Annotated in this window: 18 protein-coding genes; 9 read left to right on the forward strand and 9 right to left on the reverse strand. The window is 66.8% G+C overall.

Going from position 1 to position 20,041, the window contains the following annotated elements; translation table 11 throughout:
* Window positions 1-65: 65 nt before the first annotated feature.
* From FBY28_RS07995 to FBY28_RS08020, 6 genes are all read right to left on the reverse strand, one after another.
* Window positions 66-725, reverse strand: a complete 660-nt coding sequence (locus tag FBY28_RS07995) for a flagellar basal body-associated FliL family protein (protein WP_141865717.1) — start codon at window positions 723-725, stop codon at window positions 66-68.
* Window positions 726-757: 32 nt separating this feature from the next.
* Entirely contained in the window at window positions 758-1,696 is a 939-nt protein-coding gene (locus FBY28_RS08000) for a Ppx/GppA phosphatase family protein (protein ID WP_286177855.1), read from the reverse strand.
* The gene (locus FBY28_RS08005; RefSeq protein ID WP_141865721.1) at window positions 1,693-2,184 is read right to left on the reverse strand and encodes a DUF501 domain-containing protein; all 492 of its coding nucleotides are present in this window, start codon (window positions 2,182-2,184) and stop codon (window positions 1,693-1,695) included. Before FBY28_RS08005 ends, FBY28_RS08000 begins: the two co-directional genes overlap by 4 nt.
* Complete coding sequence (locus tag FBY28_RS08010; protein WP_141865723.1) at window positions 2,177-2,893, reverse strand: FtsB family cell division protein; 717 nt, start codon at window positions 2,891-2,893, stop codon at window positions 2,177-2,179. Before FBY28_RS08010 ends, FBY28_RS08005 begins: the two co-directional genes overlap by 8 nt.
* A gap of 9 nt (window positions 2,894-2,902) precedes the next feature.
* Window positions 2,903-4,216, reverse strand: a complete 1,314-nt coding sequence (gene eno, locus FBY28_RS08015; RefSeq protein WP_524912016.1) for a phosphopyruvate hydratase — start codon at window positions 4,214-4,216, stop codon at window positions 2,903-2,905.
* A gap of 133 nt (window positions 4,217-4,349) precedes the next feature.
* Window positions 4,350-5,165 (reverse strand): lytic transglycosylase domain-containing protein, encoded by an 816-nt coding sequence (locus FBY28_RS08020; protein WP_286177856.1) that lies wholly within the window; start codon window positions 5,163-5,165, stop codon window positions 4,350-4,352.
* 178 nt (window positions 5,166-5,343) lie between these two features.
* Here FBY28_RS08020 and FBY28_RS08025 point away from each other — a divergent pair, with 178 nt between their 5' ends.
* The 6 genes from FBY28_RS08025 (at window position 5,344) to FBY28_RS08050 (ending at window position 11,365) form a co-directional block, all read left to right on the forward strand.
* Window positions 5,344-6,279 carry an EfeM/EfeO family lipoprotein gene (locus FBY28_RS08025; protein ID WP_141865725.1) on the forward strand — a complete coding sequence of 312 codons (936 nt, stop codon included), beginning with the start codon at window positions 5,344-5,346 and terminating at the stop codon, window positions 6,277-6,279.
* Window positions 6,276-7,547: a Dyp-type peroxidase gene (locus tag FBY28_RS08030; RefSeq protein ID WP_141865727.1), complete on the forward strand. Its 1,272-nt coding sequence runs from the start codon at window positions 6,276-6,278 to the stop codon at window positions 7,545-7,547. Before FBY28_RS08025 ends, FBY28_RS08030 begins: the two co-directional genes overlap by 4 nt.
* A 33-nt stretch (window positions 7,548-7,580) precedes the next feature.
* Window positions 7,581-8,120 (forward strand): hypothetical protein, encoded by a 540-nt coding sequence (locus FBY28_RS08035; protein WP_141865729.1) that lies wholly within the window; start codon window positions 7,581-7,583, stop codon window positions 8,118-8,120.
* Window positions 8,121-8,225: 105 nt separating this feature from the next.
* Window positions 8,226-9,704 (forward strand): PepSY-associated TM helix domain-containing protein, encoded by a 1,479-nt coding sequence (locus FBY28_RS08040; protein WP_141865731.1) that lies wholly within the window; start codon window positions 8,226-8,228, stop codon window positions 9,702-9,704.
* Window positions 9,697-10,182: a copper chaperone PCu(A)C gene (locus tag FBY28_RS08045; protein ID WP_174241568.1), complete on the forward strand. Its 486-nt coding sequence runs from the start codon at window positions 9,697-9,699 to the stop codon at window positions 10,180-10,182. The genes FBY28_RS08040 and FBY28_RS08045 overlap by 8 nt, the downstream gene beginning before the upstream one ends.
* On the forward strand, window positions 10,175-11,365 hold the full coding sequence (locus FBY28_RS08050) for a Dyp-type peroxidase (protein ID WP_141865733.1): 1,191 nt from the start codon (window positions 10,175-10,177) through the stop codon (window positions 11,363-11,365). The genes FBY28_RS08045 and FBY28_RS08050 overlap by 8 nt, the downstream gene beginning before the upstream one ends.
* A 42-nt stretch (window positions 11,366-11,407) precedes the next feature.
* Here FBY28_RS08050 and FBY28_RS08055 read toward each other — a convergent pair whose 3' ends face one another.
* Window positions 11,408-12,475 (reverse strand): 2-oxo acid dehydrogenase subunit E2, encoded by a 1,068-nt coding sequence (locus tag FBY28_RS08055; protein ID WP_141865735.1) that lies wholly within the window; start codon window positions 12,473-12,475, stop codon window positions 11,408-11,410.
* 18 nt (window positions 12,476-12,493) lie between these two features.
* Window positions 12,494-14,836 (reverse strand): thiamine pyrophosphate-binding protein, encoded by a 2,343-nt coding sequence (locus tag FBY28_RS08060; protein ID WP_141865738.1) that lies wholly within the window; start codon window positions 14,834-14,836, stop codon window positions 12,494-12,496.
* Window positions 14,837-15,626: 790 nt separating this feature from the next.
* On the opposite strand from FBY28_RS08060, the gene FBY28_RS08065 reads away from it, so the two are divergent.
* The gene (locus FBY28_RS08065; protein WP_141865740.1) at window positions 15,627-17,060 is read left to right on the forward strand and encodes an MFS transporter; all 1,434 of its coding nucleotides are present in this window, start codon (window positions 15,627-15,629) and stop codon (window positions 17,058-17,060) included.
* 7 nt (window positions 17,061-17,067) lie between these two features.
* Here the strand turns inward: FBY28_RS08065 and FBY28_RS08070 are convergent, their stop codons facing one another.
* On the reverse strand, window positions 17,068-17,664 hold the full coding sequence (locus tag FBY28_RS08070) for a TetR/AcrR family transcriptional regulator (protein WP_141865742.1): 597 nt from the start codon (window positions 17,662-17,664) through the stop codon (window positions 17,068-17,070).
* 267 nt (window positions 17,665-17,931) lie between these two features.
* Between FBY28_RS08070 and FBY28_RS08075 the strand changes: the two genes are divergently transcribed.
* Together FBY28_RS08075 and FBY28_RS08080 are read left to right on the forward strand one after the other, a co-directional pair.
* The gene (locus FBY28_RS08075) at window positions 17,932-19,188 is read left to right on the forward strand and encodes an LLM class flavin-dependent oxidoreductase (RefSeq protein ID WP_216847562.1); all 1,257 of its coding nucleotides are present in this window, start codon (window positions 17,932-17,934) and stop codon (window positions 19,186-19,188) included.
* Entirely contained in the window at window positions 19,185-20,039 is an 855-nt protein-coding gene (locus FBY28_RS08080; RefSeq protein WP_141865744.1) for an enoyl-CoA hydratase-related protein, read from the forward strand. The genes FBY28_RS08075 and FBY28_RS08080 overlap by 4 nt, the downstream gene beginning before the upstream one ends.
* The last annotated feature ends 2 nt before the right edge of the window (window positions 20,040-20,041 follow it).

Consider the following 20,041-nt stretch of genomic DNA (forward strand, 5'->3'; position numbering starts at 1 on the left):
TGCAACGCCGGCGCCCCGGGTCCTTTCGGACCCGGGGCGCCGGTGCTTCTGTCTGGGAAGAGAACTCAGGAGTGGGTGCTCCACCAGGCATAGAGGTTGTCCAGGGTCGGGCCCGCCGGGCGCCCCTGCACCACCGCGAACATCTGGTCGTCGACATTGGTCCACGCCAGCATCGGGTTGTCGTTCTGAATACCGCACATCAGCGTGCCACTGACCTCGTGCAGCGACGCATTGTGTCGCCACGGGCCCGGCGATTGGATCCGGCCCGGGCAGTCGACCACGGTCGAGATGGTCCCCAGGTTGTCGATCGCGGCCTTGAGTGCCGCACTGTCCACCAGCAGCGAGTACGTCGCCGACATGGGCCCGCCGGGATCCTTGTTGACCGTGCAGGCGATGGTCGCCAAGGCGCCGTCGAGGCGGGCCACCGGCGTGCACGCCCCGTCGGGATAACCGCGCGGCAGCACCTTCATCAGACGGTCGTTGTCGTTCTCGTCCTGCTCCGACGTCTGCTCCGACATCTGCTCAGACGTCTGCGCCGACACCGAACTCTGCTGTCCGGCAGGCTCATCCGGATCGTTCGGACTGAGCACGAAATAGGCGACACCGCCCCCGATGGCCAACACCGCCGCGGCTATGCCGGCGATCAGCGCCACGTTCGGACCGCCGCGCGACGGCGGACGCGGGACGATCGGCGGCGGCCCTCCGCCCGAATTCCACGTGCTCACGCCTCTCCCTCCTTCAGCCTCACCGGTACACGCTAGGCGATGGACAGCGCAATACCGTCCAGGATGTCGTGCTCGCTGACCACCAGTTCGTCGATACCGGCGCGGTCGGCCATCACCCGGGCCAGCTCCTGCACCACGATCGCACCGCCGGCGATAACATCGGCGCGACCCTCGTGCATGGGGCCCAACGCAAGCCGCTCCTGCGCTGTCATCGCCAGCAGGTCGGCGCACACGGTCGACAGATCACCGAAACCGGTGCGGGACAGATGAATCGCGGCCGGATCGTAGACGGGTAGCCGGTGCGCCAGCGCCGCCAGCGTCGTGAACGTGCCGGCCACCCCCACCCAGGTGTGCGCGCGTTCCACCGGGACGGCCCGCAGCGCCTCGGCCAGGGCGGTGCGCACCACGGTCCGGGCGGCCTCGATCTCCTCGGCCGGCGGCGGGTCCGAGGGCAGGCAACGCTCCTTGATCCGCACACAACCGATGTTGGCCGAGAACGACGCGCTCACCCCGGCACCGTCGCCGAGGACCAGTTCGGTGGAACCGCCGCCGAGATCGACGACGATGAACGGTGCCCCGGCCGAATCGAGCTCGCCGACCGCGCCGCGAAAGGACAGCTCGGCCTCTTCGGTCCCGCTGATCACTTCGGCGACCGCCCCGTCGCTGACGGTCCCGAGCAATCGGGCTGTCATGGCGAAGAATTCGTCACGGTTACCCGCGTCGCGGGCGGCCGACGTCGCGACCATCCGGACCCTGGCCACGTCGTGCTCACGCATGAGCGCGACATAATCTGCCAGCGCGGTCTCGGTGCGCGCCAGCGCTTCCGGCGCGAACTCTCCGGTGGCGTCGACCCCCTGGCCCAGCCGGACGATGCGCATCTCACGGTGCACGTCGACCAGCCCGGCCGGACCGCCCTCGGCGATCAGCAATCGGATGGAGTTCGTACCGCAGTCGATCGCGCCGACCTTCACGCCCACACCTTCCGGTCCAGGATGCCTGCCATCCCTGGCTCGACGGCCAGCACGGCCAGTGCCTCGTCCCCGAACGGGTTGAGCCCAGGGCCTTTCGCCAAGGAGTGTGCGATGACCACATGCAGACACTTCACCCGGTCCGGCATACCCCCACCGGTGAAGTCGGTGCCCAGCGACTCGATGGCGTCGCGCTCGGCCAGATAGGACTCGTGTGCGCGCCGGTAGGCCGCCGCCACCTCCGGATCCTCGGCGAGCCGTTCGGTCATCTCACGCATCAGACCCGAGGACTCCAGCCTGCTCGCCGCGGCGGTCAGTGCCGGGTGGGTCAGGTAGTACAGCGTCGGGAACGGGGTGCCGTCGGGCAGTTTCGGCGCGGTCTTGACCACCGCGGGGTCGCCGTTGGGGCAACGGTATGCGATCTCCAGGACACCGCGCGGTTCGCGTCCGAGCTGGCGTGCGACGGCGTCCAGGTCGGCCTGCTCAACCACCGGCGGGCACCGGGGTGAGAGTGCTGCCGGGCGCCGGTGGTGCCGGTGGCACGGCCGGGGTGATGCCGTGCGGCTGATCGGCGATGGTGTGCCACAGCGAGGTGTACCAGGGATCGGTGTTGATCGCCGTCGGCGCCTCGGGACCGGTATCGGGTTCCACGGCGGCGGTCGGTGGCAGTTGCACCTGATAGGGAATGTCGCCGGGCATCACGAAGCCCAGCCGTTCGCGTGCCTGTGCGGCGATGAACACCGGGTCGGCCAGCTTGATCTTCTGTTGTTCGAGATCCGCGATCTGTGAACGCAATTGTGCCTCAACCATTTTCAGTTGGTTCATCTCTGTGCGCTGAGCGAAGTAGGTGCGGACCGGTCCGGCGATCGTCAGCGTCAACACGCAGACGACGGCGGCCAGGATGGCCGCTCGCCGGGCCGCCGACCCGAAGCGCTGCTCCGAGTGGGTGTCGGCGTTCTCGGCGACGGAGCGCCGAATGGCCTCCGCGACCGTGTCGGGAGCCCCGGTGTCATCGGCGAAGCCGGCGGCATCGGCGGTCTGGCGGGACTTGCTGCTCTCGATCGCCTTGGGCTCGCGGGCCTTGGGGTCGCGCCGCACCGACGACCCACGCGGACGGCCCGCCCCGCCCGCCTTGCCCGGCCTGGGGGCAGGGCCGCGGCTCGACTTCCGCTGCGGATCGGGCCGTTTCGCGTCGGGCATGAACCGAAGTTACTGGCTCGCGGGCGTGAACCGCGGGAAGGCCAGGTCACCGGCATAGCGGGCGGCATCCCCGAGCGCCTCTTCGATGCGCAGCAGCTGGTTGTACTTGGCCACCCGCTCGCTGCGGGCCGGGGCGCCGGTCTTGATCTGGCCGCTGCCCACGGCGACGGCGAGGTCGGCGATGGTGGTGTCCTCGGTCTCCCCGGACCGGTGGCTCATCATGGTGCGGTATCCACTGTTGTGCGCCAGCGCGACGGCATCGAGGGTCTCGGTGAGCGTCCCGATCTGGTTGACCTTCACCAGCAGTGCGTTGGCCGCACCCTTGTCGATGCCCTCCTCCAACCGTTCGGGGTTGGTGACGAACAGGTCGTCGCCGACGAGCTGCACGCGGTCACCGATGGCGGTGGTCAGCTCCACCCACCCGTCCCAGTCATCCTCGGACAGCGGGTCTTCGATCGAGACCAGCGGGTAGGCGTCCAGCAGTCCGGCGTAGAAATCGGCCATCTGCGCCGCCGTGCGGGTCTCCTTCTCGAAGGCGTAACCCTTGCCCTCGGTGTGGAATTCGGTGGCGGCAACGTCCAGCGCCAGCGCGACATCGGCGCCCAGCTTGAATCCGGCGCCCTCGATGGCGGTGCCGATCAGCTCCAGCGCGGCCTTGGTGCCCGGCAGATCGGGGGCGAAACCACCCTCGTCACCCAGCCCGGTGGACAGGCCCTGCTTCTTGAGCACCGACTTCAGCGAGTGATACACCTCGGCACCCCAGCGCAGCGATTCCTTGAAGGTCGGGGCGCCGATCGGGGCGATCATGAACTCCTGCACGTCCACCCCGGTATCGGCATGCGCGCCACCGTTGATGATGTTCATCATCGGTACCGGCAGGATGTGGGCGTTCGGGCCGCCGACATAGCGGAACAGCGGCAGCCCGGCCGACTCGGCGGCCGCGCGGGCGACCGCCAGCGACAGACCGAGGATCGCGTTGGCGCCGAGGCGGGACTTGTCCGGGGTGCCGTCGAGGTCCAGCAGCGCCTGATCCACCAGCCGCTGGTCGTCGGCCGACAGACCGATCACGGCGGGGGCGATCTCGTCGAGGACGGCCTCCACGGCCTTCTCGACGCCCTTGCCGAGGTAGCGGGGGCCACCGTCGCGCAGCTCGACCGCCTCGTGCTCACCGGTGGATGCGCCGGAGGGCACCGCCGCACGGGCGACGGTTCCGTCGATCAGGGCCACCTCGACCTCAACGGTCGGGTTTCCGCGCGAATCGAGGATCTCGCGGGCTCCGACCTGTTCGATGATGGGCACGGGTTCCTCCTGGAAATCGGTCATGGGCTGGCATGCGAACGGTTAAGAGCCTAAGGGTTGCGCCGGGGTGGTGTGTTCCAGGTCGTCGCTGTTGGCGGTGTCCGTGCCTAATCAGAAGCCTGTCGGGACGACATCCAGGGGCCTGTCGGGACGACATCTAGGAGGTCGACGCGTCGGCATAGGTGGTCGCCCAGTCCCGCACATTGCGCGCGTATTGGTTGGACAGGTTGTAGGCCCGCAACGCCTCCATCCAGCCCCGCGGCGTGGACAGGTCCTTGCCGCGCCAGCACAGGTAGCCCGCCGCCGACAGGGCCGCATCGTCGAAATTGTCGGGGCTGATCACCCCGTCGTTGTTCGCGTCGACGCCGTAGAGCCGCCAGGTCTCGGGGATGAACTGCATGGGGCCCATGGCCCTGTCCATCGTCGGGTCACCGTCGAGCAGACCTTGATCGGTGTCCAGGATCTCCATGTTGCCCATCGTGCCGTCGAGCTGGACACCCCGAATGGGCGGCCGCACATCACCGTTGGGTGCGATATCCGCGCCCTTGTAGGTGCCGTGATGGCTTTCGACCATGCCGATGCCGGCCAGGGTGGGCCAGGCCAGGTTGCATTTGGGATTGACCACCTCGGCCACCCTGGCGGCATAGGCGTAGGCCTGCAGGGCCTGCTCGGGGATGCCGGTCTTGGGCGCCAGCTCGGCGGCCCAGTCCCGCAGCTGATCCGCGGGACGGCCGGCGGCGTTGGTGTCGATGGCGGGGACGGCGGCACCGCGCGGCGGCGGCACCCCGTCGGGAATGTGTTCTCCGCGATGCCAGGAACAACTGGAGGCGAGCAACAACAGTGCCGCCGCGAGGACCAACGCGGCCCGCACCCAACGGGCGCGCCAGAATGCCGTGATCGAGTGGCCGGGGGCCGGTGGCTCCGGGGCGACGGTCGGTGCCGGGGAGGACACACTCCCAGCCGCACTCCGCACGTCCGACAAAGCACTCCCTCAAAACCACCCGCTGTGACAACGCAACGGAGTCTCACGCCCCCTGGTCAAGAGTAGCGGTGAGAACGCCGCCGACAGTCCAGTGATGACGTCGACTCAGGTATGCCTACCCAACACTGGTCGAACATGTACTGTGCTCGATGTCCCACAAGGAGGCTCGATGAAACGGCATTTCGCCTGGCAGCTACCGATCGCCGCGATCGCACTCGTGCTCAGCGCATGTTCGAACGGTGATTCGAACACCGCAACCGACAGCGCGAGCGGCAGTCCGACCTCGGGCGCGTCGACCAGTAGTTCGGCGGCAGCAGCCCCGAATCCGCTGACCGAGAAGGCCGCCGTCGAGTACAAGGCGTACGCCACCGCCCAGATCGACGAGCTCGTCGGCGCGGTCAAGGTGTTCACCGACGCGGTCCGCGCCGGTGACCTCAAGGCAGCCCAGGAGGCCTACGCCCCCTCGCGCGCGCCGTGGGAGCGCATCGAACCCATCGCCGGCCTTGTCGAGAAGATCGACGGCAAGATCGACGCCCGCGTCGACGACTTCGCCGGTGTCGACGACCCCGGGTTCACCGGCTGGCACCGGCTGGAATACCTGCTTTTCGAGAAGAACACCACCGACGGTGGCGCGCCCTTCGCCGACCAACTCGACGCAGATATCGCCGAGCTCAAGGCCCAGTTCCCGTCGGTCGAGGTGAAGCCGGTCGATGTCGCCACCGGGGCCGCCGAACTGATCGAAGAGGTGTCCGAGGGCAAGATCACCGGCGAAGAGGATCGGTACGCCAAGACCGATCTGTGGGACTTCGACGCCAACGTGCAGGGTGCCCGCGACGCCATCGGCAAGCTCAACCCCGCTCTCGTGCAGGCCGACCCGGCACTGCTCGGCAAGATCGAGGCCGGTATCAACTCGGTGTTCGACACGCTCGGCCCACTGCGCCGAGGGGACGGCTGGGTGCTGTTCTGCACCGAGAACGACCCCTATCCGTCGGCGCGCTGCCCGGAGGTCACGGTGACCCCCGACGTCATCGACACGCTCAAATCTGAACTCGCGGGCCTCTCGGAGAACCTCTCCCAGGTCTCGGGAGTGCTCAAACTGCAGTGAACCGCCCTCGAGGCATCTCTCGGCGCGGGTTCGTGGCCGGCGCGCTGGGCGCCGGGGCGGCTGTCGGCGCGGCCGGCCTGGCAGGTTGTGGCCAGGAACCGGCCGCCCCCGCCGACGCGGCGCGGTTCGTCGAGTTCGAAGGTGCGCACCAGGCCGGTATCACCGCGCTGCCCATTCCCGAGCAGGGACTGATCGCATCGTTCAACGTGCACGCCAAGAATCGTGCGCAGCTGAGATCGACGCTGCAGGAACTGACCGACGAGATCCGCGGACTGATGGCCGGCCGCCCGCCCGAGCAGCGCGACCCGGCCTACCCGCCGGTGGATTCCGGGATTCTCGGTGAACACCCGCCCCCGGACAACCTGTCGATCGTGGTCGGCGTGGGCGCCTCGCTGTTCGACGGCCGGTTCGGCCTTGCCGACCGCAAGCCGCGCGAGCTGGAGACCATGCCGTTCCTGGCCAACGATCGGCTGGATCCCAAGCTGTCACACGGGGACATCTCGATCATCTTCGAGTCCGGCCACAACGACACCATGCAGTTCGCGTTGCGGCAGCTGATGCGGCGCACCCGCAGCGATCTGGTGCTCAAGTGGATGATCGACGGATACGCCCGCGGCATCGGCGCGGGCAAGGCCGCCTCCCAGGACGGTGTCCAGGCCACCACCCCGCGTAATCTGCTGGGCTTCAAGGACGGCACCGCCAACCTCGATGTCAGCGATGCCGCCGTGATGGACCGCCACGTGTGGGTGGGCCCCGATGACGTCGGCCCCGGCCGCGAGCCGGAGTGGACGGTCGGGGGCAGCTATCAGGCGGTCCGCATCATCCGTAATTTCGTCGAGTTCTGGGACCGCACCCAACTCGTCGAGCAGGAGGCGCTGATCGGGCGGTCCAAGGTCAGCGGGGCGCCGCTGGGCATGACCGGGGAATTCGACGACCCGGACTATGCCGGCGACCCCGACGGTCTGCGGATCAAGCTCAACGCCCACATCCGGCTGGCCAACCCCCGCACACCGCAGACCGACGAGAACCTGATCCTGCGCCGCGGGTTCAACTACTCGCGCGGGTTCGACGGCGCCGGGCGCCTGGACCAGGGATTGGCCTTCGTGGCCTACCAGCGCAGTCTGCAGAAGGGCTTCCTGACCGTGCAGGAGCGCCTCAAGGGCGAACCGCTGGAGGAATACATCATGCCGGTGGGCGGCGGCTTCTTCTTCGTCCTTCCCGGCGTGACCGGCGGTGACCGGTTCCTCGGCGACACGCTCGTCGACTGAGCACCTACTAGGCGTCGTAGTAGAGTCCCGCTGGTGAGCACGCCGACCACACACGCGCACGGGGTGCGCGCCGTGCTGGTCGGGATCAGCGCCGCGGCCACCACGGTCGGTGCGCACGCTGCGGCCGCGGGCACCGTCCCGCACGGTGCAGCCCTGATCGCCGCCCTGCTGGTGTGCGCCACCTCCGGTGCCGCCGCGGGCAGCCTCACCGCCTCCGGTCGATACGCCGGGGTGATCGTGCCGGCGCTGGCGCTGGGTGCCGCCCAGGTGCTGAGCCACCTGGTGTTGACCGTCGCGGGCGGGCACCACGGCGACATGGGTCTGACACCATCGATGATCGCCGCCCACGCGGTCGCCGCGGTGCTACTGGGCTTCGCGATCGCCGCCGTCGAACACCTGTACCGGGTGTGCGCCTCGGTGCTGTGCTGGCTGCGGCTGTTCGCCACCGCGCATGCGCCCGTGCCCGCACAGCGGGCACGGCGCCGCACCGACAACGTTGTCGCGCAATCTGTTCTGCTGGCTCCTGGCCTCGGCATGCGGGCCCCGCCGAGGGGTGCTGTCGCGACCGTCTGACGGTCGACGACTCCGACGAATCGAAACGCCCGTGACCGGTCCCCCGGTCACGGCGCGCTGCGTGCGTCTGCACACCCCTCTGTCGTTTCCAGCCGAAGGCATGTCATGACCATTCCCGACGACACCGTCGATATCGACCCGACCACCACCACAGCACCGTCCACCGTCGCCCACCGAAGAAGTTGGCGCCCCTTCGTGGTTCGCCTGCACTTCTACGCGGGCATCCTGATCGCGCCGTTCATCCTGATCGCCGCGACGACCGGCGGCCTCTATGCCATGGCGCCGACGATCGAACGCATCATCTACGCCGACGTCCTGACCGTCACCCCGGCCGGGCAGGCACTGCCGCTGGCCGAACAGGTCGCCGCCGCACAGCAGGCGTTCCCGGCGTTGACCGTGACCGGCATGCGGCCACCGGCCGCCGCGGACGCATCCACCCGGGTGGAGTTCGCCGACCCCGCACTGGACCCCGAGTTGTTGCGGTCGGTGTTCGTGGACCCCTACACCGGTCGGGTCCTCGGTGACGAGGCCACCTGGCTGGGCTACCTGCCGGTGAGCACCTGGCTCGACGGTTTCCACCGGCACCTCCAGCTCGGCGAACCCGGCCGCGTGTACAGCGAGCTGGCCGCCTCCTGGCTGTGGGTGGTGGCCCTCGGTGGGCTCGCGCTGTGGCTGAGCAAGGCCGCCGCGCAGCGACGCCGGGGACGGCCGGGCCGCATCCTTCGGGTGGATCGCAGCAGCAGCGGCCGCGCCCGCACCATGAATTGGCATGGCGCCACCGGTGTCTGGTTGCTGGCCGGACTGCTGTTCCTGTCCGCCACCGGCATCACCTGGTCCACCTACGCCGGAGAGCATGTCACCGAGCTGCGCTCGACCATGGACTGGAAGCGACCGGTGCTGGACACCACGCTGCATCCCGCCGCCGCGGTCGCCGGTGGGCACGGCGACCACACTGAACACGGCGACAACACTGAACACGAGGGCCACGGTCAGCACGGGGCCGAAGCCCCGGGCACCCCGGCCGGTGCGATCGACTACGAGGCCGTGCTGCAGGCGGCGGCCACCGCCGGTGTCCACCAGCCCGTCGAACTGGCCCTGCCCACGGCGGCGGGCAACGGGGTGCGGGTCGCCGAGCTGGACAAGCCCTACCGGCTCACCACCAACGTGGCCTCGGTCGATCCGGCCACCAACACGGTCAGCAGCAAGATCGACTACTGGCGCGACTATTCGGTGGTCGCCATGTTGGCCGACTGGGGTATCCGCGGCCATATGGGTCTGCTGTTCGGGCTGGCCAACCAGCTGATCCTGCTCGGTGTCGCGGTCGCCCTCGTCGCCGTGATCATCGGCGGCTACCGGATGTGGTGGCAGCGCCGCCCTACCCGCGGATCCGGTTGGGCAGTGGGCAGACCGCCCCTGCGTGGGACGTGGAAACGACTGCCGCCGTGGGCAATCGGCACCATCGTTGTCGCAGCGGTGGCGATCGGATGGTTCTTGCCCCTGCTCGGGCTCTCGCTGGCCGGCTTCGTCCTGGTCGACGCAATCGTGGGAGCGGCCAAGGCCCGGAAGGAGAACGCCGATGCCTAAGGTGCTCATCCTCGCCGTGACCCTGCTGCTGGCGGCGTGCGGCTCCCCCGCCGCACAGGACTCTCCGATGGCCGAGCGCGTGACGGTCACCGACCAGTGGGCCGCCGGGACCGACGGCGGGATGGCCGCGCTGTTCGGGACGTTGTCCAATACCGGCAGCAGCGAGGTACGGATCACCTCGGGTACCTCACCCTCGGCAGGCATGGTGGAACTGCACGAGGTCACCGGCGCGGCGGGCAGTAAGACCATGCGCCCCAAGGCCGGCGGATTCGTGATCGCCCCGGGTGGTACCCACGAGCTGGCACCCGGCGGCGACCACGTGATGCTGATGGACCTGACCGGGCCGCTGTCACCGGGCAGCGATGTCACCGTCACCCTCGAGTTCGAGGACGGTTCGACACTGCCGGTCACCGCTCAGGTGCGTGACTTCGCCGGCGCCAACGAGCAATACCAACCCGGCCACGGCAGCCATGGTTGACGTCAACCGGCGGCGCCTCCTCACCGGAGGCGCCGCCGCCCTGGCCGCCGGAGCCGCCCTGACCCAGTGCAGTGCCGCACATTCGGCGACGGTCGACGGTTTCGGCGGCACGGTCGAGCCCTTCCACGGTGCGCATCAGGCCGGGATCGACACACCGCCGCAGGCACACGCATTGTTCGTCGCGCTGGATCTGCGTGACGACCCACACCGCAGTCCGCGCGACACGCTGACCGCAATCCTGCGATTGTGGACCGCCGACGCCGCACGGTTGACCCAGGGCAGGCCGGCGTTGGCCGACACCGAACCCGAGCTTGCCCTTCGTCCGGCCCGCCTCACCGTCAGCGTGGGACTCGGCCCGGCGGTGTTCGACCGAATCGGCATGGCGCACAAGCGGCCCCCGACCGCGATCGACATGCCCCCGTTTCGGACCGACCGGCTGGAATCACGGTTCGTCGGCGGCGACGTCATGTTGCAGATCTGCGCCGACGACCCGATGGTGGTCGCGCACACCAGCCGGGTGCTGCTCAAGAACGTCCGTGCCATGACGGTGCAGCGCTGGCGCCAGCGCGGTTTCCGCAACGCCCATGGCGCGGACGTGTCCGGGGCCACGATGCGCAATGTCATGGGGCAGGTCGACGGTACCGCGAACCTGCGGACCCCGGCCGAGTTCGACCGCTACGTATGGGACGACGGAGCGGCCCGACCATGGTTCGCCGGCGGCACAATCCTGGTGCTGCGCAGGGTGCGGGCCGAAATGGACACCTGGGATGAACTCGACCGTGCCAGCAAGGAATTCGCGGTGGGCCGCCGGCTGGACACCGGGGCGCCGCTGACCGGCACCCGGGAGAGCGATGTGCCCGACCTGGATGCCCGGGTCAACGGGATTCCGGTGATCCCACCGAATTCGCATATCGCGCTGGCACATCACCGCACCGATGATGAGCGGTTCCTGCGCAGGCCGTACAACTACGATGATCCGCCACCGGTGGGGGCGACCACCGACAGCGGGCTGGTGTTCGCCACCTACCTCGCTGATCCGGTGCGCCAGTTCATTCCCGTGCAGGCGCGGTTGGCCGAGTCCGACGCGATGAACCAGTGGATCACCACGGTGGGCTCGGCGACCTTCGCCATGCTCCCCGGGGTGGCCGAGGGCGACTGGCTGGGCTCGGGATTGCTGGCCTGACCCGATCGCCGAGAAGTGGGCGGGATCGGTCGATGCGTGCGTTCACCGAAGGTCATCGGCGGTGAAACCGCGCTCCAGCCGGCGCTTGACGGCCGTCAGATAGCGGGCGGCGTCGGCACCGTCGACGGTGCGGTGATCGTAGGACAGTGACAGATAGGCCATGGAGCGCACCCCGATCTCGAGTGCGGGGACCTCGCTCCGAATCGGCACCACCCGATCGACCACTGCGCCCACACCGAGAATGGCAGACTGCGGCTGGTTGATGATCGGGGTGTCGAACAGTGCACCTCGGCTGCCGGTGTTGGTGATGGTGAAGGTGCCGCCGGCCAGGTCATCGGGTCGTATCGTGCCGAGCCGGACTCGCTCCGCGACCGCGGCAATGCCCTGTGCCAGCTGCACGAGGCTCAAGGCCGCGGCATCGCGGAGCACCGGAACCATCAGTCCTTTGTCGCTGTCGACTGCCATTCCCAGGTGCACGTCGGCGTGGTAGGTGATCTCGGTGCAGTCGGCGTCCAGCGAGGAATTGAGCACGGGATGCTCGGCGAGCGTTTCCACCGCGGCGGCGACGAAGAACGGCAGGAAGGACAGTTTCACTCCGGTTCGCCGGTGGAAATCTTCCTTCTCCTGCGCGCGCAACCCTGCGATGGTGGTGACATCGACCTCGACCACCGTCGTCAACTGTGCCGACGTCTGCAGTGATTCGAGCATTCGCCGCGCGATCGTCTGACGAACTCGGGACAGCCTCTGCACCGTGGGGATTGTGGCCGGCTCCACCGCGACCGACGGCGGTGGATCGGCCGGCACCGGTACCGGAACAGGAATCGCCCGGGTCTGCGCGGGAACGGGATCCGCGACCTCGGAACCGCTCAGCACTGCCAGCGCCGCCCCGATCTGGACGACCTCGTTCTCGGGCGTCAGGATCTCCAGGAGCGTTCCCGCACCCGTCGCGGGGATCTCGGTCTCGACTTTGTCCGTGGACACTTCGAGCAACGGCTCGTCGTGCTCGAAGTGCTCACCGGCGTTCTTGAGCCACCGGGTGATGGTGACCTCGTCGACATGATCGCCGAGTGCCGGCAACACCAGCATCGTGGTGGTTTCTGGATTGGGCATGCCTGTGGTCCCTTGTGGTCAGTCGACGAGGTCGAGAGCGGCGCGAACGATGCTGTCGGTGTCGATACCGTGATAGCGGTAGACGTCGTCGAGGGATCCGACCTGCCCGAACCGTGTGACACCGAGTGCGGCGGCCGGAACACGATTGATCCCTGCCAAGAACGCCAAGGTGTGCGGGTGCCCGTCCAGCACCGTCACCATGGGTACCGCCCGGTCGGGCGGAAACACCTGATCGAGGATCCACGACGGCCCGTCCCCCAGACCGCGGCGCGCCTGCACCGCCTCGAACAACAACCCGGCGCTGGTCACACACACGACATCGGCATCGAGCCCCAACTCCGCCAACCGATCGGCGGCAGTGAGAGTCTCGGTGATCACGGCTCCCACCCCGACCAACATGACCGCAGGCCGCTCGGCCCGGCGCAGCGGGTAGGCGCCGGCGACAACCTGACGTCGTCGCCGTTCTCGCGCCGCAGGATCGGTCGGGACGCCGGCCAACGTCTGGTCGACGGGGCGGGTCGACAGGCGCAGATACGAGGATGATCCGTCCGGACGGCCCAACCGGGAAATGCTGTCGAGCAGCGTCCATTCGACATCGACCGCGAAGGCCGGCTCATAGCTGACACAGCCGGGCTGCTCGACTCCGATCGAGGGGGTCTTGATCGATTGGTGCGCACCGCCCTCGGCCGCGAGGGTGACCCCCGACGGCGTCCCGACCAGGATCGACTGCCCGCCCGCGTAGATGCCGTAGGACCACGGTTCGAGAGCGCGCTCGACGAAAGGGTCGTACATGACGCCGATCGGGAACAGCGGCTGCCCCCACCGACTCCAGGTGGCCCCCAGTTCGCCCATCAATCCGACCAGATTCGTCTCGGCGATACCGAGTTCCATGTGTTGTCCGGTGGGCTTCTCCCGCCAGTGCATGATCGTTTCGGCATCATCGTCGAACCAGTTTCGCCGTTCGTTCGGCGACCACACGCCCACCTTGTTCAGCCAACCCGCCAGGTTGGTGGTGGAAGACACGTCCGGACTGACGGTGACCACACGTTTCGCCGCTTCCGGAGCCAGCCGGGACAGGTCGAGCAGTGCTCGTCCCAGAGCGGCCTGCGTGGTCGACACCCCGGACGGGGTGCGGCCGATGTCCGCGGGAATGACCGGCGCGGTGGCCAACTCGACGGACTCTCGGTGCAACCGCTGCGCAGCGGCAGCACAGACCCGACCGGGGATGCTGTCCGGTTCGAAGCGCACCCACGGGTGTGCAGGATCCATGCCGAGTTCGGCCGCCAACTGTTCATACTGCTCGATCGTCAACAGTGACGAATGGTTCTGCGGGTGGCCCTGGGTGGGCAACCGGTGTCCTTTGATGGTGTAGGCGATGATCACGGTGGGTCGGGTGTCGTCGATCTGTTCGTACGCGCCACGCAGCGTGTCGAGATCATGGCCGCCGAGATTCCGGATCGCCCGCAGAAGCGTGTCGTCATCGAGGTCGTCCAACAGCGACGCGATCTCGGCCGCATCAGAACCATTGCCGGGCAGACGAACCCGCAGTGCAGCCGCATCACAGCGCAGCAAACGCTGGTATTCCGGGTTGGGCATGGTGAGGATTCGGGAGCGCAGCGCCCGGCCACCGGCCCGCGTGAACAGATCCTCCAGGAGCCTGCCGAACATCACGGTGATCACCTGCCACCCGGCGGCCGAGAACATCGCCTCCAGACGACCTGCCGCAATGTTCGGCACCACCCGGTCCAGAGACTGCCGGTTCAGATCGACGATCCAGACGATCTCGCCGAGTTCGGCGACCGACGTGTCGAGGATCGCCTCCCACACCGCACCCTCATCGAGCTCGGCGTCGCCGACCAGCGAGTACTGCCGGCCCGTGCCGGCATCACCGAACACGGTGTCCACGTAGCGTCGAGCGATGGCACCCCAGATCGGCGCCGTCGCGCCGATGCCCACCGACCCCGTCGAATAGTCCACCGGATCCGGGTCTTTCGCCCTGCTCGGGTACGACTGCAGGCCGCCGAACTCCCGGAGCGTGGTGAGATACTTCTCCGCCAGCTCACCGAGCAGATAGTTGATGCCGTGCAACACGGGCGACGCGTGGGGCTTCACCGACACCCTGTCGCCCGGCCGCAGCTGTTCGAACCACAACGAGGTCATGATCGACACTATCGAGGCACACGATGCCTGGTGACCGCCGACCTTCAGTCCCGTGGGATTGGGACGGACACGGTTGGCATGATGGACCATCGCCGTCGACAACCAGAGGACGCGGTTCTCGATCTCCACCAGAGCTTCTCGATCCACAGCGCCCGACGCCTGCAGCGACGCGGGTGGGTCGATCGTGCGAACACCGTTCATCATTGTGATCCTTGCCTGTGTGTATGGAGATCAGACCCACCCCAGACATCGTGGTGAGTGGGACCGATCGGACGTGACAGGTACGCGGTCCCCACGGCGGGCCACGTCGCAGTGACTGTTCTCCATTGCGGAAAACTCGAGATCCGTTGCGAGAAATCGGTGTTCAGTTGACCACGGGATCGCACTCCGGGCAATACCGACTGCTTGCTTTGAGCATTCTGCGCACCATCTGGGCCCGCCGCCCGAACGGCGTTGTCACAATGCCAAGGCAGTCCGCCATCGACCCACCTGGTCGCGCGTCGGGCACCGGGCCGACGCACAGCAGCCACGCCGATCGAAAGTTAACGCGCATTAACCTCAGGGGAACACGCCCGAAGCGATACACATGTTCCATATGCAGACGTGACAACCGGCCCATCGGGACGAAACAAGCTGTTCAATAGCGCATTTCCGTCGATCACATCGCCTTTCGACACCGGGATCGACCTCAGTGTTGACAACATCACACCACGACCCTAGGTTAGTGCTACGTCACATTCGAGGGATGCCCTTTTCATCCAGGCATTGCCGGCCGCGCCGGTATGGCGAGAAGCGTTCCCAGACAAGCTGTCCCGATGCTCTCGTCGGACGTCCGCAGTTCGTCGTGGTCGGTGACCGCCAGAGCATCACGACGGTAGACGCGTCACTGCCGGTTGACGGCACAGCACGCCGAGGCGCAACGATTCCGGCGTCGACCGCCCGACACATTCGCCCCGTAACTCAAAGACCATGACTGACGAGGACAAGCTTCATGCATCTACGTGAACTGCGCACTGCGGACCACAAGAACGGAACACGGGCAAGCGCGATCATCGCGACGGCGGTCTCGTGCGTCGCGGCGTTCAAGGGCCTCAACGAATCGGTGACGCCACCGGCACTGCCCATCTTGCAGAACGAATTCCACGTGCCCAGTTCGACGATCTCCTGGGTCCTCACCGGCGTACTGCTGACCGGAACCATTGCGACACCCATCGTGAGCCGGCTCGGCGAAGTGTGGGACAAGCGCAGGGCACTGCTGGGCGTATTGGCGATCGTCGCCGCGGGAACGCTGATATCGGCGCTTTCGATATCCATCGAGATGTTGATCGCGGGCCAGCTTTTACAGGGCATCGGGCTGAGCAGCGCCCCGCTGGCCATCGGCATCATTCGTGATACGCAAGGTGAAGCCAGAACCAAGCATGCCAACGGGCTGATGGTCGGAGCCATTTTCGGCAGCACCGCGGCCGGAACCATGATTGCCGGTCCGATCGCCGACCACCTCTCCTATCGCTGGTTGTTCTGGGTGCCGTTCCTTGCCTTGCTGGGGTGCATGACCGCCGTCTGGCTCCTCGTCCCCCCGACGCCGAGGACCAGCGACGGGCGGGCGCGCGTAGACACGTTCGGTGGTGCGCTGTTGGCCTTGGGACTTGCGGCGGTCTTGCTCGCGCTGACATTCGCGCCCGCGTGGGGCTGGTCGTCACCCGGGTTCTTCCTCTTGCTCGGCGCCGGGGTCGGCACACTCTTTCTCTTTGTCCTCGTCGAACTGGCAGTCGACGAGCCCCTCGTCGACCTCCGGCTGATGCGCAGTTTCACCGTGGTGGCCGCATCCGGGCTGATGTTCTTGGCCGGATACTGCATCAACGCGATTCTCTTCTGCGTTCCCATGCAGATGCAGTTGCCCGCGTCGACCGGGTACGGCCTTGGCGCTTCGGCGACGGTGACCGCCCTGCTGCTGGTGTCGGCGATGCTGATAGGGCTCACCGCCCCGTTCATTTCCGCCCTGGACAGAGCCATCGGTTCCCGGATCCCGTCGTCGATCGGTCCGATCGCGATCATCGCCGGCACGCTGGTGATGCTCACGATGGGACAACGCGGCAGCATCGCCGTCATCTTCATCGCCACCTTGGCCGTGAACTTCGGCCTGAGCGTCGCGATGACGCAATCCCTGAACCTTGTCATCAATGGCGTCCCAGCCGACAAGGTCACACAATTCAACGGATTGAACTTCGCGATTCAAGCCGTTGCAGGAACCGTCGGCGCCCAGGTGTCCGGCGCTGTTCTCACCGTGGACCCGGATGCGGTGCCGAGCTGGGATGCGTTCGCCATATCGTGGGCCGCCTCAGGCACCCTGGCGATCGCGACCCTCGTGCTTGTCCTGGCGGTCCGCGCGCCGAAGACTCCCGACCGCCTTCCCGACCTCCAGTAGCGCCGTTCTACGGAATCGCGGTGAGCGCCTGGATCGCCGCATAGGACATCGTCGACACGATGGCCCCGTGGTCGAGACCCTTGTTCAGGGTGGACACCGCATTGAGCATGGAGAACACGGACTGGGTCAGCAGACGAACCTGCGGTTCGGACAGGTCCGGCCGCAGTGGCGACACCGTCGAGATCCACTCTTCGGCATAAAGATTCATCTCACGGCGGATCCGTCGACGATCCGCCTCGGGAAACGCGTGTTCGTTCTTGTGGAAGATCAACGGGGTCGGCGGCGCGTCGATGACGGACAAGATGTGATGCTCGACCATGATCGCCAGGGCTGTCGCCGGATCCGGCTCGGACTCCACCGTCTCGCGCGCAAACCGATGAAGCGATTTCAGGTCTTTTTCCACCACCGCGATGAGCAGCGCCTGCTTGTTCTGAAAATGACGGTAGAGCGCGGGGCCGGAAATACCGGCCTTCGCGCAGATCATCTCCACGGTGACCGAGTCGTAACCGTTGTGCAGAAACAATTCTGCGGCAACCGCGAGCAGCTTCTCCCGCCGCGGCGAATCGGTCGCGGTGGCCTCGGCTGCCCCCTTCTCAGATCTCATAGCTCCACACGTTAACCCCGCAAACACCGATGCTCCGCATCGTGGCCGGCCCGAACCCCGCTCGGCTCCCACTCTGCACGGCGGACGTGTCCTTCGGCGATCTCAACATGTCTCGTACGTTAACACTCATTAACCTCGCTTGACCTCGACTCCGCGCGAAACGGCGCCCCTCATGCAGGCTCGAATATCGCGAATTCCGCCGATAGAAGGGGGTTTTAACTGGATAAATGCGGTTCAAGGCACTCGAATCCGCACCGGTTTCGGACTTTGGCATTGACAGCACCTCCAGCCGGCCTTAGGTTAATGATCACTCACACGCGGAAGGATCTAACGATGCGGTTCATCTTCATGAGCGAAGCCGAGACGGCGCCGGGTCACACCCACGAGCATCGGTACCGGGAATTGATAGACGAGGTACTACTGGCCGAGGAAGTGGGTTTCGATGCGTTCGGCACATCGGAGCAACACGTGGCGATCGGCACTGCCACCACGTCCGCACCCGAGGTCATCTACCCCTACCTGATGGCGCTGACCAGCAGGATCAGATTCGTCCACCTGGTCACCCTGTTGCCGACGCGCATCAACCACGCCCTCCGGGTCGCCGAGCGACTGGCAACCGAGGACATCCTGTCCAACGGCAGGGTCGAGCTCGGTGTCGGCCGCGGCAACACCACCCTTGCCTTGCGCGCGTTCGAAGTGTCGCCGGCAGAGAACAAGGCGCAGCAGCTCGAAGGCCTCGAGGTGATCCGCCGCGCGTTACACAACGACATCTTCTCCTTCGTGGGCGAGCACTACAAGATTCCGCCGCGCGGACTGGTCCCCAGGGGAATCCAAACGCCCTATCCGCCGATTCACATGGCGACCGGCAGCCCCGAATCCGTCAGAGCTGCGGCGGAACTCGGAGTCGGCGCCATCGTCGGTGGCTTCTACCTGGGATTTGATTTCCTGGAGAACATGCTCGGCATCTACGACGAGGCCCTTTCCTCGGCCACCCACACCTATCCCCTCCAGGCCGAAAAGCTGGTGGCCGTTGCCGGCGGTATGCACTGCGCACAAACGCGCGAGGAGGCCCATCGATGGGCGCGCCACCTGACCGAGACGGTCGCCCTCTCGACAGACGCCTATGAGCGCTTGTCGAAGCTCTCGGCCGACTACCAGTACATGGGCGCGGTCAAGAACATCGACTTCAGCGATGAGCGCTACATGTTCGAGGACTCGGCCGGTTTCATCGTCGGGGACCCCGAGGATTGCATCGCGCAGGTGCAGCGGTATGTGGATCTGGGTGCCGATGCACTGGTCATGCGCATCGACGGCCTGCCGCACGCCGAATTGATGAAGTCGATCGAACTCTTCGGCAAATACGTCATCCCGAGGTTCAAGAACCCTCGTGCCGTGGTTCGTCCCGCCGAGGCGATCCTGGACGACATCCGCGGCCTGCGGCCCGCTCACTACGCCGAACTCGAAGCATTCAAATCTGCACATGCCATGAACGGCAACACCATCCAGGTTGGAGAAAGCCGATGACCACGACAGCAGCCGATGACATCTACCGTCGCTACCCCGATGAGATCCTGATCGAGCGAAAGCCCAACGGGGTGTTGCTGATCACGCTGAATCGCCCAGACCAATTGAACTCACTGACGATGCCCATGTTCGAGTACATGGCCGATATCTGGGTCGATATCGACCGTGACCCCCTGACCAAAGTTGCCGTCATCACCGGTGCCGGCCGCGGATTCTGCACGGGGATGGACGTTTCGCAGCCGGACCCGAGTCTGGACGACGCGATCGCACTGATGGAGGTGGAGCGGCACCGCATTTCCGCGCTGCTCAACATGGACAAACCGCTCATTTCCGCGATCAACGGTCCCGCCGTGGGCTGGGGCCTTTCCATGGGACTGCTTGCCGATATCAGCGTCGCGGCCGAAGACGCCATCCTCATGGACGGCCACACTCGGGTCGGAGTCGTCGCCGGTGACCACTCCTCGCTGATCTGGCCACTCTTGGTCGGGATGGCCAAAGCGAAGTTCTACCAGCTGACCTCGGCGCGCCTCACCGGACGAGAAGCCGAGCGCATCGGGCTGGTCAGCATCACCGAACGCCCCGACGCCGTGCTGGATCGCGCGCTGGCGATCGCCGATGACCTGGCACGTGGATCCCAACAGGCGATCCGCTGGACAAAGCGCTCGTTGAACACCGGCTGGCTTACCAACGCCCTTCCCCAACAGGAGCTTTCAGCGGCACTGGAGACCCTCGGGTTCGCCGGAGCCGATTACCTCGAAGCCCGGCAAGCCTTCCGCGAGGGGCGCACTCCGATGTTTCCTTCCGCCGGTAGCCACGACGCGCAACCCGCCGACCACGCAACCGTCGGCTGAGC

Source organism: Arthrobacter sp. SLBN-53 (assembly GCF_006715585.1).
Lineage (GTDB): Bacteria > Actinomycetota > Actinomycetes > Mycobacteriales > Mycobacteriaceae > Mycobacterium > Mycobacterium neoaurum_A.

Coding starts and splice junctions, on each gene's coding strand:
- FBY28_RS08070 (WP_141865742.1), bottom strand. CDS start 17,664: ATGAGATCTGAGAAGGGGGCAGCCGAGGCCACCGCGACCGATTCGCCG.
- FBY28_RS08025 (WP_141865725.1), top strand. CDS start 5,344: ATGAAACGGCATTTCGCCTGGCAGCTACCGATCGCCGCGATCGCACTC.
- FBY28_RS08065 (WP_141865740.1), top strand. CDS start 15,627: ATGCATCTACGTGAACTGCGCACTGCGGACCACAAGAACGGAACACGG.
- FBY28_RS08080 (WP_141865744.1), top strand. CDS start 19,185: ATGACCACGACAGCAGCCGATGACATCTACCGTCGCTACCCCGATGAG.
- FBY28_RS08010 (WP_141865723.1), bottom strand. CDS start 2,893: ATGCCCGACGCGAAACGGCCCGATCCGCAGCGGAAGTCGAGCCGCGGC.
- FBY28_RS08045 (WP_174241568.1), top strand. CDS start 9,697: ATGCCTAAGGTGCTCATCCTCGCCGTGACCCTGCTGCTGGCGGCGTGC.
- FBY28_RS08060 (WP_141865738.1), bottom strand. CDS start 14,836: ATGAACGGTGTTCGCACGATCGACCCACCCGCGTCGCTGCAGGCGTCG.
- FBY28_RS08055 (WP_141865735.1), bottom strand. CDS start 12,475: ATGCCCAATCCAGAAACCACCACGATGCTGGTGTTGCCGGCACTCGGC.
- eno (WP_524912016.1), bottom strand. CDS start 4,216: ATGACCGATTTCCAGGAGGAACCCGTGCCCATCATCGAACAGGTCGGA.
- FBY28_RS08040 (WP_141865731.1), top strand. CDS start 8,226: ATGACCATTCCCGACGACACCGTCGATATCGACCCGACCACCACCACA.
- FBY28_RS08050 (WP_141865733.1), top strand. CDS start 10,175: ATGGTTGACGTCAACCGGCGGCGCCTCCTCACCGGAGGCGCCGCCGCC.